We start from the raw sequence: 15,155 nt of genomic DNA on the forward strand, positions 1-15,155 counted from the left end.
GGAAGTACGGGCATTCGAATCAGCGAGCTTCGGTTTATCACTGTGGAGTCCTTAGAACATGGCCGGGCGGAGATTTACAATAAGGGGAAATCAAGAGTCGCACTGCTGCCGGCGGAGCTGATGAAGGTGTTGAAAAAGTATTGCCGGAGAATGGGGATTACAGGCGGAAGCATTTTCATCACGAGGAATGGACGGCCGATGGACCGGAGCAATATCAACAAGAAAATGAAGGAGCTGGGCCGGGAAGCCGGAGTGGACGAGAGGAAGGTGTTCCCTCACAATTTCCGTCATCTGTTTGCCAGGACATTTTACAGGATTGAAAAGGATGTGGTGCGGCTGATGGATTTGCTGGGACACTCCAATATCAATACGACACGAATATACACCGCGGGCACGGAGAGCCAGCCCAGGAGGCAGCTGTCGCGGATGAAGCTGGTGTTTGGTTAGCCGTGAGAAACGGATAAATAAAAAAATACCCCATAATAGGTATTATGCGGTATCTACAATCATCTATGGAAGGAAATTCCCTTCACGATATAGTCTATTATACCCACTTTCGTAAAAATTGCAAGATTGGAAATGGAAAAAATTGCAAAATAGGGTGTGGGATTCGCAGAATTGTGGTGTGACGGGAAGGAAAATCGGTGATTTGGCTTTTTAGGCTGAAATCGCCTGTTTGTGGTGCCATAAATGATACAGGTCTCTTTTTTTCTGTGTTATTGTTTTATTTCCCTATATAAAAACAAATGAAAAATCGATAAAAAATGACCGTCTCTGTCTGCCAATTTTGAAAATAGGGGATGACCGCACCACGGAATACCTATTACAGAGTAAACGCCGAAAGGAAGGTGCCAGTCCGTGGAGACAGTCGGAGACAGGGGGGCGTCCCGCAGACAGGAGCGGGGCGGCCGGGTTAGAAAAGGAAAAAGAGAATCTCATTTCCAGGCTGTCCGTTTCGGTGGATTTGAAGAGAGCCAGATCATCTGTTACCTGTGGGAGATTGTGAAGTCCGTGGAATCCGTGAGAGGAAACTTAAAAAGGGGGAGGGAACCGGGGACGGCAGGGCAGGCGGACGAATGCGCGGAACAATTGACGGAGCTGGAGAAGCAGATGCGCAGACGTGTACGCATTGAGATGCGGCGGTATTTTGTGAGACGAAGGCGCAGAAATGTGAGAATCCTGCTGGGAGCAATTGGGGCGGTGGCCTGCATTGTGGGAATCTTCGGCTTTTTGATAGGAGTGGACCGGGTGTCCGGGGAATCCATGTATCCTTATCTGAATCATGGGGATTGGATTGTGTACAGCCGGATGGGAACGGAGATTCAGAGGGGCGAGGTTGTGGTATTTGTGAAAAACGGAGAAAATCTGGTGAAAAGGGTGGCCGGGGTGCCGGGAGATACGGTGGAAATCAGCGAGTCGGGAAACGATGTGATAGTCAATGGAGAGCGGATTGCGGAACATGATATTCACCTGACAGATGCGGTGCAGGAAAGCAGTTTTGCTGAGAGGAAAATGACGGAGAAGGCCGGTTTGACAGACGGAAGCCAGACAAGTCAGACGCCCTTTGGAAAGCCGCTGAAAATGCTGGACGGGCAGTACATGGTGCTGGGAGATAACCGAAGCGTTTCCATTGACAGCCGCGACAGCCGGGTTGGGACGGTGGCGCAGAGAGACATTTTAGGAAAGGTGATTCTGGTCGTGCGTGCCAGATGACAGGCCGGACAGAGGCAGCGGAAATACAGGCGCATGGCAGGATAAAGACGGAAAAATATCGGAGGGATTCATTATGAACCGTTATATATTACATACAAAATCGAGAGCAAGAGGCAGACTGAAATACCTGGTGTTCGGTCTCGCCGCGGTGATGGCAGCCGGGGCGGTTGGATATACGGCCCACAGCATCGGAACGGCCCGTGCAAAGAGCCGGGAAACCGTGTCGATTTATACGGAAGAGGAACTGGAGCAGTATCTTCTGGATAACGAGAGTGAGGAATACAATCTGAACGGGCGGTACCGGCTGGAAGAAGATCTGGAATTGGGCTGGCTTTACCAGTCCATAGGTACTAATGTCGAGCCGTTCACCGGAACGTTTGACGGAAATGGACATGTGATAAGCGGCCTGGGAAGACCGCTGTTTGGAGTGATGAGACAGGCCAGGGTGGAAAATCTGTTTTTGAGCGAGGCGTCGATTGAGACGCCGGTGACCTATTTCGATGGGGAGCGGTATGTGGATGGATATGGCGCACTGGCGGGATATGTCGTGAACTCGGAGATCGTAAACTGCGGGATGGGCGGAGCGATTGTGACCGACATTCCCATGGAAGTAATGTTCCAGACTGCAAAAGCAAAGCCGGAGCCAGAAGAGCAGGGGCCGGGTCTGATGGAGAGCAGCGGACCTGGGACGGAGACGACAGAGATGGAAGCGGGGCCGGGGGTGGAGAGCAGTTCAGTTTCCACTGAAACGGCGGAGATGGAGAGTGCGCCGGAAGGAACGGAAGGGGCGGATGAACCGGGGACTTTGCCGGGGGAGAGCAGTTTACAGACAGAGGTAAATAGTACCCTGGCGGATGAGACGATGACTCCCGCCCAATCCCAGGAACATGCTACAGGTGGGCAGGAGGAGACGAAGGAAACTGTCTTGGAGGAATCATCAGGTGAGGAAACGGACACGGGCGAAACAAAACCGGAGACAGAAGAGGCAGCTGGAAATGAATCTAAGCCGGGTGTCCCAACTGAACCGGGAGCGCCAGCTAAGCCAGAAACGCCAGTTGAGTCAGAAGTGCCAGCTAAGCCAGAAGCGCCAACTGAGCCGGAAGTGCCAGCTAAGCCGGAAGTTCCAAATAAGCCGGAATCGTCAACTGAGCCAGCGCCTCCATCCGCCACAGAAACTCCATCCGGCCAGGAAACAGCCGAGCCGGAAACCATTGCCATAAAAGCAAGGCCATATCAAAGATTGACGATGAAGACTTCTCCCATCATCGATGTAGAACTGGATAATCTGGCAACACCGGCTGACGCGGAATCATCAGACTCACCAGCCGATGAGCCTTTCATGGAACATCCGTCTTCCGATATTGCCAGTCCGTCCGATGCGGGGAGACCGATGGAAGAAACAGAAGGAAATCCCTACGAAGATACCTTTGTGCAGGTGACAGCCGAGCGTGTGACAGCTGGCGGTCTGGTGGCGGAAACTGCGGAAGGTACGGTGATTTCGGATTGCTTTGCACTGGTAACTATAAGTTCCTCGTTGGAAATGATTGAAACATACGCAGGTGGCATCACCTCCATTTTGGGAGCCGGAGGAAGCCTTGGGAACAGCTATGCCACCGGTTTGATAGACAGCGATGATGTGACAGGCGGTTTCGTGGCGGTCAATGACGGCTTGATTGAAAACAGCTATTCCGCAGTAACCGTGGGAGAGTCCGGAACCATCCGCAGTGCATTTACCGCATCCGGAAACGGTAGTTTGACCGGCTGTATTTACGATAGCCAGATGGCCTGTGTGGATGACATCCGTGCAGAAAATCCGCTGACAGAGATTATGGTGGAAACTCCGGCAGAGGCAGTGGTAAATCAAACTGAATCTTCTGAATCCGGCTTGAAAACATCCAATACAATCAATATGACCGGAACAGAAATCAAGCTTCCCGGGAACTGGTATATGACGGAAAATGCCTACCCCCAGATTACATATTTTGCGCTGCACGAAAATGAAATCATAGCGGCGGCCTCCAAAGTATCTGCCGTAGCATTGATACTGCCGGAGGGAAATACGCTTGCGACTGTCATAAAGGAAGGACAGATTGTCCTTCCCTCCCAGGTGGATGGGGAAGAAGTCCGGTGGGAAGCGGAAGGAAATATTCAAATTAATGAGGAGAATCACGTGGTAACGGAATCCATTTCCATCTCCCCACATAATGCTCCCAATGTTGGCAGCAGTCTGGTTCCCACAGAGCAGGAGGAGATAGAACCGTCATCAGGGCCAGAAAAAACTGGTGCAGAAAGTGAAACGGATATCACGGAGCCTACCGATTCCACCGCCTCCACCGCCGCCGGCCGCCTGAAAGTATCCATCGGCACCGCCGCAAGAAGTTTTTCCCTGACCGTAGCCGCAGCGGAGACAGTTAACTACACCAGCTGGGCAGCCATCGGCGAAGCGGTGGATACCGATGGCAATGATTTAGCCTACCTAAGACCAACCCAGGATGGCGATGGCTATTATCTATTGGGAACGCCGGAAGCAATGGCCTGGTTTGCCTATAAGGTGAATCAGGGTAATTACGGTTATAACGCAAAGCTGACCGATAATATTGACTTATTTGGTGTTGGCTACGGGGGAAGAACAGCCGCGGACGCCACCATAGACAATATTGATAATGCGCTGCTGTGGACGCCATTTGGAGATTTTTCCACACAATACACCGGTACTTTCGAGGGGAATCATAAATATATTTCAAATTTACGGGTGTCCATCGATAATGCTTACGTCTCTACCGGCTTTTTTGGCACATTAGGTAACAATGCAAAGGTCCTGAATTTAGGAATTGCCACAGGAAAAGTTACAGGAAAGGCGGATGGTACGGGCGGAGTCATAGGACATGTTCGCGGAAAAAATGTAAGAATTATTAATTGCTGGAATAATGCATCGATATCATCTGTGCTAAATTTGGGAGGAATCGTTGGAAGCAGCTATGCCTCGGATGGGTTGCTGGTAGAAGGCTGCTACAATTTAGGAACAATTAATAACAATGGAGGTTCTGGTTCTGGTAGTGGCGGAATTTATGGAAGGTCAGATGCTCATACCTTAACAGTCAAAAACTGCTTAAATCTTGGACGAGTTACAGCATTGGCAGCATCGAGGTCAAGTGGAGGAATTCAGGCAGGTGCCAATGTGATTTCAAAGCCTTCCGTAGAAAACTGCTTGAATGTCGGTCAGGTGACCGGGAGTACAGCACGTGGCGCTATATTCGGAGAAAGTTCCTCCCCCATAAAAAACTGCTACTACGACAACCAGACATCATTAGCCGGAGGTGGCACAGCCACCGGATTGACGACGGAACATGCAAAATCCTGGGCAGCCGCCTTTGCCTTAAACGGCCAGAGCCGTACCCAGGATTCCGACTGGGGCATTGCCTGGAATTATCGGCCGACGGAAAACAACGGCTACCCCTACCCGGTGACCGGAATCCTGGACCGCCCGGAGAGCTGGCTGGATATTGGAAAAGGCATTGTCAACGATCTGATAAAAACAAACACAGCCATAAGCGGCAACGGAAGTGAGGCCACCCCTTATTTAATCAGTAATGCGGAAGAGCTTGCCTTTTTTGCCGCCAAAGTAAATGCCGGGGAAACGAATCTTCACGGACGTCTTGTCAATGATATCAATTTGACAGGAAGCAGATATGGAGGCACCAGTGAAAGTCCAATTCCCTGGTATCCAATCGGCACCTCCACCAATAGTTTCAAGGGCACCTTTGACGGAAATGGCAAAGTCATCGGCTATCTGAATGTCAATCGCAATGACTGCGCCGGACTGTTTGGCTATGCCGGTGGCGGCGCCAAAATCACAGGTCTTGGACTTGACTCCAGCTGCCACATCATTTCCACCGGGGCGGCCGACGGCACGGCTGCCTTTGTGGGAGTGGTCAAAAGTGACGGGACAGCGGGAACCCAGATTACCATCCAGAACTGTTACAACCGTGCTTCTGTGCAGGGGGCAAGCGGGAATACGGGAGCATTTACAGGAGGATTTGATGGGGCTTCGGGGGTGGGGACCCAGAAGATTTCCAATTGTTATAACACGGGAGCCATCACTTCTGGCGCAGGGACACCGGGGGCAATTGCGGGAGCATTTACCAACGGAACAGGGGGTGGAATCCAGTACTGCTATTGGGATTCCAATACCAGCGGAGCTGTGGCCGGGGCGGTTGGGGGAGGCAGTCCCGTAACCGTGGAGAACTCGGGACCCAAAACCACTGCCCAGATGAAAAGCGATGACGCCAGCGTCGGAATTCTGACGGGGCTTAATGCAAACCTGGCGACCGGCACCTGGGAGAGGACGGACGGGAAAAATGATGGCTATCCTATTTTCCAAAAGACAGTCGGTGATATCGACTGGGAGGTCGTGGGTGCCGCTGTGATGTCTCCTGCCGGCAAGAATTTTTCCTCTTCCTCCACGGCAGGCACGGCGTCGAATCCGTATCAGTTGTGGAGTGCGGAGGATTTGGCCTGGTTTGCCAATCAGGTGAATCATGTGGAAGGAAAGACCGGGCTTTGTGCGGATGTGATGGCAGATATCAGCTTATTTGGCGGCCTATATACCGGTTTCGCCTATGATTCAGGAGATGCGGAGCGGCTGGAGAAAGCTCTTCGATGGATTCCTATCGGAGGCAGCAGCGGGTATACGGGCACCTTCAACGGCAACGGCCATACCATATCTGTGATGCGGGCGGAGGGAACGGACCGCCAGGGGTTGTTTGGAACCTTGGGGGCCAATGCGAATATCAAAGAAGTTCTCATTTCTGACAGCCAGATAGGTGGCGGGCAGTATTGTGGGGGGATTGCAGGCTATGCGGCCGGCACCGGTGTCAAGATTACCTCCTGCCGGAATACGGGAGAATTGACCGGTACCGGGGATTATTTCGGAGGAATTGTGGGAGCGGTGGGAAGCGCGGGCAGTGTTGTCCTGGACGGATGCGGCAGTGATGTCAGCGGTGCTGTGTCAAGTCCCGGGAAATCTGATGTGGGTGGAATTCTTGGCGGCGCTTTATCGGACAGCGGCACCGTAACTGTGCGCAACTGTTATAACCGTGGAAATGTTTCCGGCGGCAGCAGAGTTGGCGGCATTGCCGGCAGCACGGTTCTGGGCACTCAGGTGATAGAGGGCTGCTATAATGCGGGGACAGTCACCGGAAGCGGGGCGGCTGAGACTATCAGAAGTATAGCCGGTGTCAGTGTGGACGGAAGCATTTCCCATTGCTTTTATGATGAGGCCAAGGCGGCGGATGCCAGGGCCAAAGGGGTAAAAAATGCCGGCTTTGGAACATGGGGAGCTGCCTGGGCGTTGAATGGCGGAAAATTCAGCCAGACAACCGGAATCTCCTGGACTTATGTGGAGGGAAATGCCTATCCTTCCTATGGCACGCTGGGAGAGGCCAAGAATTGGGAAAATGTGGGGGAGGCAGTGGAATACGGCTTTCTCGGAGAGATTCCTTCCGGCACCCCCTATGAGATTCAAAACGGGGAGCAGCTGGCCTGGTTTGCCAGACATGTGAATGAAGGTGGCGCCGGCGGTAAAGATGCTGTTCTCACAGCGAATATTGACTTGACGGGGAGTCTCTATGTGACAGCGGGGAAGCTCTCTTGGGTTCCCATAGGAAGGGAAGGAGCCGCGGCATACACGGGTACCTTTCAATCCCATGATGCGTCTGACAATTGGAAGGTATTTCAGATTACCGGATTGTCCATTGAGAAGGAAAGCAGGGCCGGATTATTTGGAACTGTTTCCGGCGGAACAATATCCGGGATTGGAATTGAAAATGCAAATATAAGCGGAGGCACTGCAGGGGTAGCTGGAAGTGTTTCTGATATTTCCGCAGGAGGTATCGCAGGGCGTCTTGAAAACGGTGCGGTAATATCCAGATGCTATAACCGGGGCGGCAGTTATGTGTCGGCCAGCGGCTCCGACGGCGTCAGCAGTGTCAATGCGGGAGGAATCGCAGGACAGATTACGGGAAACAGCACAGTAAAAGACTGCTATCAGATGGAGTCTGTGATCACTGCCTACGGCGCCACCGGGGTCTATGCAGGAGGAATCACAGGGGATGCGTCAGGAGGGATGGTTCAAAACTGCTATCATGCCTCCGGTACCGGCGGGGCCGTTACGGTTTCCGGTACTGGCGTGGCTGGCGCTGCTGCGGGAAAAACGGGTGCCACTGGGAGTATTGTGAGATGTTACAGTGACGAAGTTCTGGCGGACAGCGCCCTGGTGGATGTGCTGGGAACTGCGGATGATACGGAGAGACAGAAGCAGGTGGATGCGTTAAATACGGAAACCACAGGTTCTTCGGATGTAGAGCGGAAGAGAAGCAGCCGTGTCTGGTTCACCAGTCTTTTGGCAGAGGAGACGAAGGGGCTGCCGACTTTTGACGCGCCGGTGATGCTGGAGGTGTCTTTAAACCCGGCAGAGAGCGCTGCGGGAAGTACGGTTGCTCTTGGGCAGACGATATCAGGGGGCCTTTACCGCGGTGTGCATCAGGAAAATGGAAGCAGCCAGACATGTTTCATCAAGGGAACAGCAGAAGTCGTCGGCAATTATCAGAAGTATGGAAAGACGAATGCGAATCAGTACCTTGGAATTCTGGCTGGCAGTGCAGACCTGGGAATGAAAACGCCGTCTCTTACGGAACCGTCCGTATCGCTTGGGGATGTGAGCCAGATGACTCTTTACAACGGAGCGGCCTATACCTGCCCTGATAGCCGGGCACTACTGATAGATTTTTCAGTGGGAAAAATCCGGTATGAAGTGAGGGTTGAAGTGGCAGGGGCGGCTGAAAAAATACTGAGTGTTGTTCTGCCCACCAGTGTAACCATTGCCATAAGCCCGGATGGAACCTCCAAAACCAGCCACAGCGGGGATATTAAGCTGGTCAATCACAATGATTATCCCATTGAGGGAACAATCAGGAATCTGAATCCGATGACGGGAACCGGATATGCAGTACTTCAGCCGGTAAAAAAGGAGATAAACCTGACGGGGAAGAAGGGACAGATTACAGAGACGGGAGTCAAACTTGGAATCGGCAATTTAAGAAGCGGAACTGCGGATGGGACCGGCTTAACGCCTGCCAGCGTGTATTATACGCCGAGAGATACAGGCGTGGAGGATTCCTGGATGAAATACCGCTTGAAGAGCGGAGGAACACTCTGGTATCAGTATTTTATGGAGTATGCGGCGGACCCCTATTACTTTGCGGATAAGTCCAGTTATGGGTATACGGTGGATTACCGGTTTGGCGTCGCGGAAAAGGATTACACCCTGGATGTCCATGCGGAAATCATACCATAGACAGGGCGGTGAAAGGAAATGAGAGAGAAAATAAAAGGCAGGGTGAAATGGTTTTGCCGGCGTCGGTTTGTCAGATGGATGGCAGCATTGTGTGCCGTAGCAGCTGTGGCAGTGTCTGTGGGGATTTATACGGCAGCTTTCGGACTGCCGGCTCCCATTCAGGCCCAGCTGGACATCCGCCCGGATTCCAACGCCATCTGTGGGACCCTGCATTCTTGGGAAGCGCAGGAGGTGGAGGCCGGAAGTTTCTGGGTAGTCATCAACCAGCTTCCAACTATGGAGGAAGGAAGTACGGAATGTAATATCGAATACGAGAACCCGGACAGCAACCGTTACGGCGCCAGAGTCAGTCTCTATTTGGAGGAGACGGGAACGCTTCTCGGCAATACCACAAGAGTTGACCCGGGATACTATGTGGAGAACATTTCCCTGAAGAGGGAGCTGGCTTTTGGGGAGTATCCGGTGACGGTCCGATTGGAACTGTTTGATGGCAGGACACCTGCCGGAGAGATGTCCATTGGAATCACGCTGCGTGTTCTGAAAAGGAATGGAAAGTAAGAAATAAAATGGATAAAGAAGTGAAAATAGAAGTGGAGGAAACGCCGGGATGAGCAGAAAGCGAATCTATAACAGCCACATCAATCTGCTGGTCATAACTCTGTCCGTGGGATTCAGCCTGGCGGTTCTGGGAGCAGCCGGATATCTGGTCAGCACCCGCAGCCAGCCGGTGCAGGCCGCCTCGGAGCCGGTTTCACTGGTGGCCGAGGGAAATGTAAAGACGGGGACGCTGAACCACAACCCGGAGGAGCGGCAGAAGGAACTCAACAGCGCGGTGGAGGAAGGAATGCTGGCATTCTCCATCAATGCCACACCGTTTATGAAAAACGGAACCTCAACAGCCAATCTGCTGGTGGAGAATCCACCGGGCAATACGATGCGGTTTACAATCACGATTGAGAAGGATGATACTGGGGAAAGCATTTACCAGTCCGGATATCTGGACCCGGAGCAGTATATCGACAATGTGCCGCTGGATGTGGAACTGCCAAAGGGGGAATACCCCTGCACCGCCTATTTTGATGCCTACCGAATCGACGACAGCGCCTATGTGGGAAGAGCCGGGGCGCAGATAACGCTGTATGTGCTGGATTAGAGTGGCGGTAAGCGAAGAGAAGACAGATGTTCGGATGAGGAAAAAGCAGAAGTGGAGTGACAGACATCCGGGCGAGGAGGAATCAGGAGTGGAGAAGACATGACAAACGGGGAGATGAGAGAAGAGGCAGAGCGCACTGGCCGGAGAGGAATATCTGCCAGAAGAGCAAAAAGCCGGTGGAGCGGACTCCGGGTAATCCTGTTGCTGGCGTTCTGCTGTGCGGTCAGTGCAGGGGCTGGCATATTCTTCAGTTACAAAAATGCTTCGCGGGAACCCGAAGGCGGACTGGTTTATGAAGCCAATGTGGTATCCGGCGATATTCCCGGAAAGTCCCGTGAGGAGCGCCAGCGGGAGATGGATAGCATGGTGGAGGAAGGAATGCTCGCCATGTCCATGAACATTACCCCGTCAGGAAAGGTATCAGACGGACGCATGATTAATTGGCTGATTGAAAATCCATCTAACCAGGGAAAATTAATCCGCGTGGAAATCACCCGGGACGACACCGGAGAGAAAATTTATGAAACCGGAGCCATCCGTCCGGGCAGCTATGTGGAATCCGCGCCGCTTAATGTGGAACTTTCCGCCGGTATTTATGAGTGTACGGCCGTATTTCTGGCTTACAGGGAGGAGACAGAGGCGCTGATTGGACAGGCGGCGGTGAAAGTTACGCTGACATTGCAGGAGTGAAAGGGGGAGAAACCATTGAGATTTGGAAAACAGAGCGGCGGTATGGTCCTGCTGGCGGCTGCCCTTCTGGCTGTTCAAAGCAGTCAGGTCTATGCGGGACAAAGTTCAGGCGGGATACAGACCGGGCAGACTTACGCGGACCATGGAGCGGGAGAGGTGGAGAGCCGGAATCTGGTATTTAATCCGGAGGAATCCAGTGCAACCAGCGATTCTGTACTGACCGGGAGCATTAAGGTGGAGTTAATATCGGTGGAACTGCCGGCCGGAGGAATCGAATTTCAGGTAACGACGGATATTCCCTTCCATCCGGATGAACCGGGAGCCCAAATCCAGGGGCCGGCTATCCACGTGGCCAATCACTCGGTAGTTCCGGTAAAGCTTGAAATATCCCAGGTGGCGGAGGTCGGCAGGGAGGATGTGATATTTACTCCCAGGTTCTCGGACCAGATGGAGCAGTCCTTCCATTTGGTGGACAAGGTAGCGGGGACCGGACCGCCGGGAAGCGCCATTTTGGTGCTGGGAGTGGCGGGGACGACTTATGGCAGTGAGCAGGAATTTGAGCAGTATGCCATTGTGCCGGGAAAGAGTGACATTTTCATCACAGATATTCCGGCGGAGGAGAGCCGGGAACTGAATCTGTATGGGAAAGTAACCCCGGATTTCTACGGGGAGTATCAGTTTACCGTGCGTCCAACGTTAAAAATCAGCGCAGTTCAGGCAGGGCCTGCTGATTAATATAAATAAAAAACTAAAAGGGTACAGGAGGAAAGAACATGAGAGCAGGAAAAAAGACAATCGCGGTGGCAGCGGCCATAGCACTGACGATGACAGGGAGCATGGCGTCATTTGCGTCAGGAACCCCGGATTACAACGGGATGGTGACAGACAATACGGAAGAAAAAAGTGTGAAAGACAAGGATGGAGTGACTTCGGAGCTGACTGGAACCATCAGCATTACCGATATCAGTGTGAAAGTGCCCGTAAAAGCAATTTTTGACATTGACCCCAACAAGGCCTTGACAACAGGGGCGGCGTCCCCCCAGATTACTGGTCAGGCGACCAATTATACCATAACAAACTTATCAAGTGTACCGCTGAACATCAGCGTTACCAAGGTAAAAGCGGCAAAAGGAACCGGCACGGACGGCGCTGACCCCACCTTCGTGACAACCTTAAATGCGTTGGAATCCACGGAGCACGGCATTATGTTTTCCATTCGCCCCTCCGACACTACGGCTGCCCCCGCGCCACTTATGCCGGCAGACAAAGCAACAGCCCTCTCGGATGACTGGCTGAAACCGGGAGCAGATGGCGTGATAGGAGATAGCTATAAGTTTCAGACCAGCGGGGCGACCTACAAACTGGAGGAGACAGGCACAGCCGGCGGAAAGGATACTTTGACCATGACGCTATACGGGGCAACGAAAAAAGGCTGGACATCCGGAGATACTTTTACGGTAACGCCGACCTTTACGGTAAGCCTGTACAAATAACAGACAAGTACGAGATAACAAGGAGGAATCACATATGGCAGACAGAATCCCATGCACCCCATTTGGCAAAAAGATGAAAATCGCAATGGTCGAACAGGACATCCCCCAGCAGGAGCTGGCAAAACGCCTCGGCCTCGCCAACTCCACCGTCAGCGACATCATTTACGGCCGCAACCAGTGCGAGCGGACAAAAAAGCGGATTGCGGAAACGTTGGGCATTAAAGGATAGAAACTGATGTAAAAATATTTAAGAAAAAATAAAAAAATCGTAATACACCCACCCCCGGAATATGATACTATATGGCTATCAGACAAGCCAGATATAGGAAGGAAAACGGGGAGGTACTGGGATGAGAAAAAGGAAGACGAAAGCTCTGATACTGTGCGCGGCCCTTGCGGTGACGACCATACTGTCCGGCTGTCAGATAATAGCCAGAGAGCAGGAGTCCCCCACGACTATGACTTCTGCGCCAACCTCTAACAATGCGGAAACTCCTGCCACAGAGCCGGTGACGGAAGAGCCGGAGAAGGCTGTGGAGGAGATATCCGCTCCGAAGATGAAGCCGGAGGAGTACCCTGCGGTGGACGGTTCGACCGCTACATTGCCGCTGTCCAAGGCGTTATACCAGCTGGTGACCGGGGCCACGGCCCAGGAAGCGGAGGCGGCGATTGAACACACGAAGACAACCAATGCTTACAATGCTCTGATATACAGTTACGGCGCGGATCTGGTGCTGGCTTACGAGCCTGCCCCTTCCGTGTATGAGACGATGAAAGAGGCCGGGGTCAACCTGACCATCAAACCGATTGGCAAGGACGCCCTGGTGTTCCTGGCAAATGAAGGCAATCCGGTGCGCTCCCTGACAGGGCAGCAGATCCAAGACATTTACAGCGGCCACATCCACAACTGGTCGGAGGTGGGCGGCGCCGGCAAGAACATTCAGGCGTTCCAGCGGCCGGAAAATTCCGGGAGCCAGACCCTGATGGAGAAGCTGGTGATGAAGGGAACCGCCATGGATTCCAATGTTCCCCACTCGATGTCAGTCAGCGAGATGGGAGAGCTGATAGAGAAGGTGGCGTCCTACAACAACCAGGAAAATGCCCTTGGATACTCCGTCTATTTCTATGCCCGCAATATGTATGAGGTGCCGGGGCTGCGTTTTATGGCCGTGGACGGCGTGATGCCGGACAACGATACCATAAAGGACGGCAGTTACCCTTATGTCAATGATTTCTACGCCGCGATCCGGGAAGATGAGCCGGAGGATTCCGCCGCTCACATCCTGTTTGACTGGCTGACCACCGATGACGGCCAGGCTCTTGTGGAGAGTCTTGGGTATGTGGGGCTGAAGGATGTGGAGAAGGCGCTTGGGGAAGATTTGAGCGACCATACGGTGATCGGTGACGCCCAGATTACATTTACGGATAAAGAGCGTTTTCTGCTGGATGGGGACTATGCCTATGGAACCGACGGCGTCATGGTGATGGATGAGAAAATGCAGGTGATAGAGACCATCGACGGCGTCCGCCTTCCAACCTACATGGAGCTGGCCGATATCACCAAGCCTGTGATTTTGGAGGAGGCGAAGGAGGGGAAGGCAGGGCTTTACGATTTGCAGCGCCATACCTGGCTGGCGGAGCCCACCTACATTTCCCTATATTACAATGAAAATGATGGGCAGCTTTACGGTTATGGGAGTACCGAAAACGGCGATAAACAGTTAAAATTGACCGTCCATGGTACCAACGTGACAGCCGAGGTGGTGCCTGACTACGTCACCGGCACTCATATCTGGAATGTGGATCATGAGGGAAAGACTGCCACGATTACCGATAAGAATGGCAATGTGGTTCGGACCATAGATTTTAAAGAATATGTGGACTATCAGTACGGCTACACCGTTCAGAATTATTTTTACGCTACCGGAGAAGATAACGATTTTGAATTGTTCAATGAAAACGGGGAATCCGTCATGAATCCGAAATCCATCGAAAATGGCCGGGAATTTGTCTTTGGCACTATTGATTTATATGGCCGGTGGATACTGGGCGAATGGAAGGACACCGGGGACAGCTTCATCTATGATTTGACGCAGAAGAAGGTGGTCACCGCTCCGGGAGACAAGATAAGCATCTATATTACGGATAAAGACAGTCATTATGTGGTAGAAAATAGAGAAGGCATTACCGTTTACCAGTCCTTCGACAAACCGGTGCTGGCGGATGACGGCCATCACTATGAATATGTGCTGGGAGATGGCTACTATGCCTATGCATTGGGCAGCAAGCTGGTAGTGGAAGGTGGCAGCCCGAAGCAGCATTACGAGATTCCCATGGAAAACTTTAGTTACGGGTATCACCTGTGTGCCGATGCGTTCTATCTTATTGGCCAGGACAACGTCAAGATTTTCAAGGGGGAGACTTGTCTGATTGACAATGAGAGGTGTAACTGGTGGCAGTCCGGCAATTATATGATTTTTGATAATGGAGCCGAGCAGACCCTGATTATGGACAGTAGGGACGGAAGTATCCGCTGTGAGCTGACAGATGGAAGCCGCGTTGTCCGTGCCTATGATAAATTCCTTGTGACAACCAGGGGCAGCTATCTATGTGTCACGGATTATCAGGGGCGGTATGCCTTAAAGCAGCTGTCTGGCTACATGACCAGCGACTGATGGTTTGATGGATGAATGAGACAGAATAAGACAGGCCGCCGGGCCTGTGGATGGTGGCCCGGCGGTTTGATTGGACG

10 protein-coding genes are annotated in these 15,155 nt (G+C 52.4%); all 10 read left to right on the forward strand.

The window, feature by feature from the left end; all coding sequences use genetic code 11:
- The coding region (locus tag HMPREF9473_RS16180; protein ID WP_006781236.1) for a tyrosine-type recombinase/integrase at positions 1–447 on the forward strand (447 nt) is incomplete at its 5' end.
- Positions 448–858: 411 nt separating this feature from the next.
- Positions 859–1,713, forward strand: a complete 855-nt coding sequence (gene lepB / locus HMPREF9473_RS16185; RefSeq protein WP_006781237.1) for a signal peptidase I — start codon at positions 859–861, stop codon at positions 1,711–1,713.
- Between the two features lie 73 nt (positions 1,714–1,786).
- On the forward strand, positions 1,787–9,067 hold the full coding sequence (locus HMPREF9473_RS16190) for a hypothetical protein (RefSeq protein ID WP_006781238.1): 7,281 nt from the start codon (positions 1,787–1,789) through the stop codon (positions 9,065–9,067).
- 18 nt (positions 9,068–9,085) lie between these two features.
- Positions 9,086–9,625, forward strand: a complete 540-nt coding sequence (locus tag HMPREF9473_RS16195; protein WP_006781239.1) for a hypothetical protein — start codon at positions 9,086–9,088, stop codon at positions 9,623–9,625.
- 49 nt (positions 9,626–9,674) lie between these two features.
- The gene (locus HMPREF9473_RS26375) at positions 9,675–10,220 is read left to right on the forward strand and encodes a hypothetical protein (RefSeq protein WP_006781240.1); all 546 of its coding nucleotides are present in this window, start codon (positions 9,675–9,677) and stop codon (positions 10,218–10,220) included.
- A gap of 99 nt (positions 10,221–10,319) precedes the next feature.
- A complete protein-coding gene (locus HMPREF9473_RS26380) occupies positions 10,320–10,910 on the forward strand; it encodes a hypothetical protein (protein WP_006781241.1) in 591 nt (196 codons plus the stop codon).
- Between the two features lie 42 nt (positions 10,911–10,952).
- Positions 10,953–11,645, forward strand: a complete 693-nt coding sequence (locus HMPREF9473_RS16210; RefSeq protein ID WP_006781242.1) for a hypothetical protein — start codon at positions 10,953–10,955, stop codon at positions 11,643–11,645.
- Positions 11,646–11,683: 38 nt separating this feature from the next.
- A complete protein-coding gene (locus HMPREF9473_RS16215; RefSeq protein WP_006781243.1) occupies positions 11,684–12,403 on the forward strand; it encodes a hypothetical protein in 720 nt (239 codons plus the stop codon).
- A gap of 34 nt (positions 12,404–12,437) precedes the next feature.
- Positions 12,438–12,632, forward strand: a complete 195-nt coding sequence (locus tag HMPREF9473_RS16220) for a helix-turn-helix domain-containing protein (protein WP_006781244.1) — start codon at positions 12,438–12,440, stop codon at positions 12,630–12,632.
- A 121-nt stretch (positions 12,633–12,753) separates the two neighbouring features.
- Positions 12,754–15,078 carry a PstS family phosphate ABC transporter substrate-binding protein gene (locus tag HMPREF9473_RS26385; protein ID WP_006781245.1) on the forward strand — a complete coding sequence of 775 codons (2,325 nt, stop codon included), beginning with the start codon at positions 12,754–12,756 and terminating at the stop codon, positions 15,076–15,078.
- Positions 15,079–15,155: the final 77 nt, after the last annotated feature.

It is taken from the genome of Hungatella hathewayi WAL-18680 (assembly GCF_000235505.1).
GTDB classification, from domain to species: domain Bacteria; phylum Bacillota; class Clostridia; order Lachnospirales; family Lachnospiraceae; genus Hungatella_A; species Hungatella_A hathewayi_A.

Bases quoted from the DNA above. Each gene is read 5' to 3' on its own strand.
- HMPREF9473_RS16190 (WP_006781238.1), top strand. From the start codon at position 1,787: ATGAACCGTTATATATTACATACAAAATCGAGAGCAAGAGGCAGACTG.
- HMPREF9473_RS16195 (WP_006781239.1), top strand. From the start codon at position 9,086: ATGAGAGAGAAAATAAAAGGCAGGGTGAAATGGTTTTGCCGGCGTCGG.
- HMPREF9473_RS26375 (WP_006781240.1), top strand. From the start codon at position 9,675: ATGAGCAGAAAGCGAATCTATAACAGCCACATCAATCTGCTGGTCATA.
- HMPREF9473_RS26380 (WP_006781241.1), top strand. From the start codon at position 10,320: ATGACAAACGGGGAGATGAGAGAAGAGGCAGAGCGCACTGGCCGGAGA.
- HMPREF9473_RS16210 (WP_006781242.1), top strand. From the start codon at position 10,953: ATGGTCCTGCTGGCGGCTGCCCTTCTGGCTGTTCAAAGCAGTCAGGTC.
- HMPREF9473_RS16215 (WP_006781243.1), top strand. From the start codon at position 11,684: ATGAGAGCAGGAAAAAAGACAATCGCGGTGGCAGCGGCCATAGCACTG.
- HMPREF9473_RS16220 (WP_006781244.1), top strand. From the start codon at position 12,438: ATGGCAGACAGAATCCCATGCACCCCATTTGGCAAAAAGATGAAAATC.
- HMPREF9473_RS26385 (WP_006781245.1), top strand. From the start codon at position 12,754: ATGAGAAAAAGGAAGACGAAAGCTCTGATACTGTGCGCGGCCCTTGCG.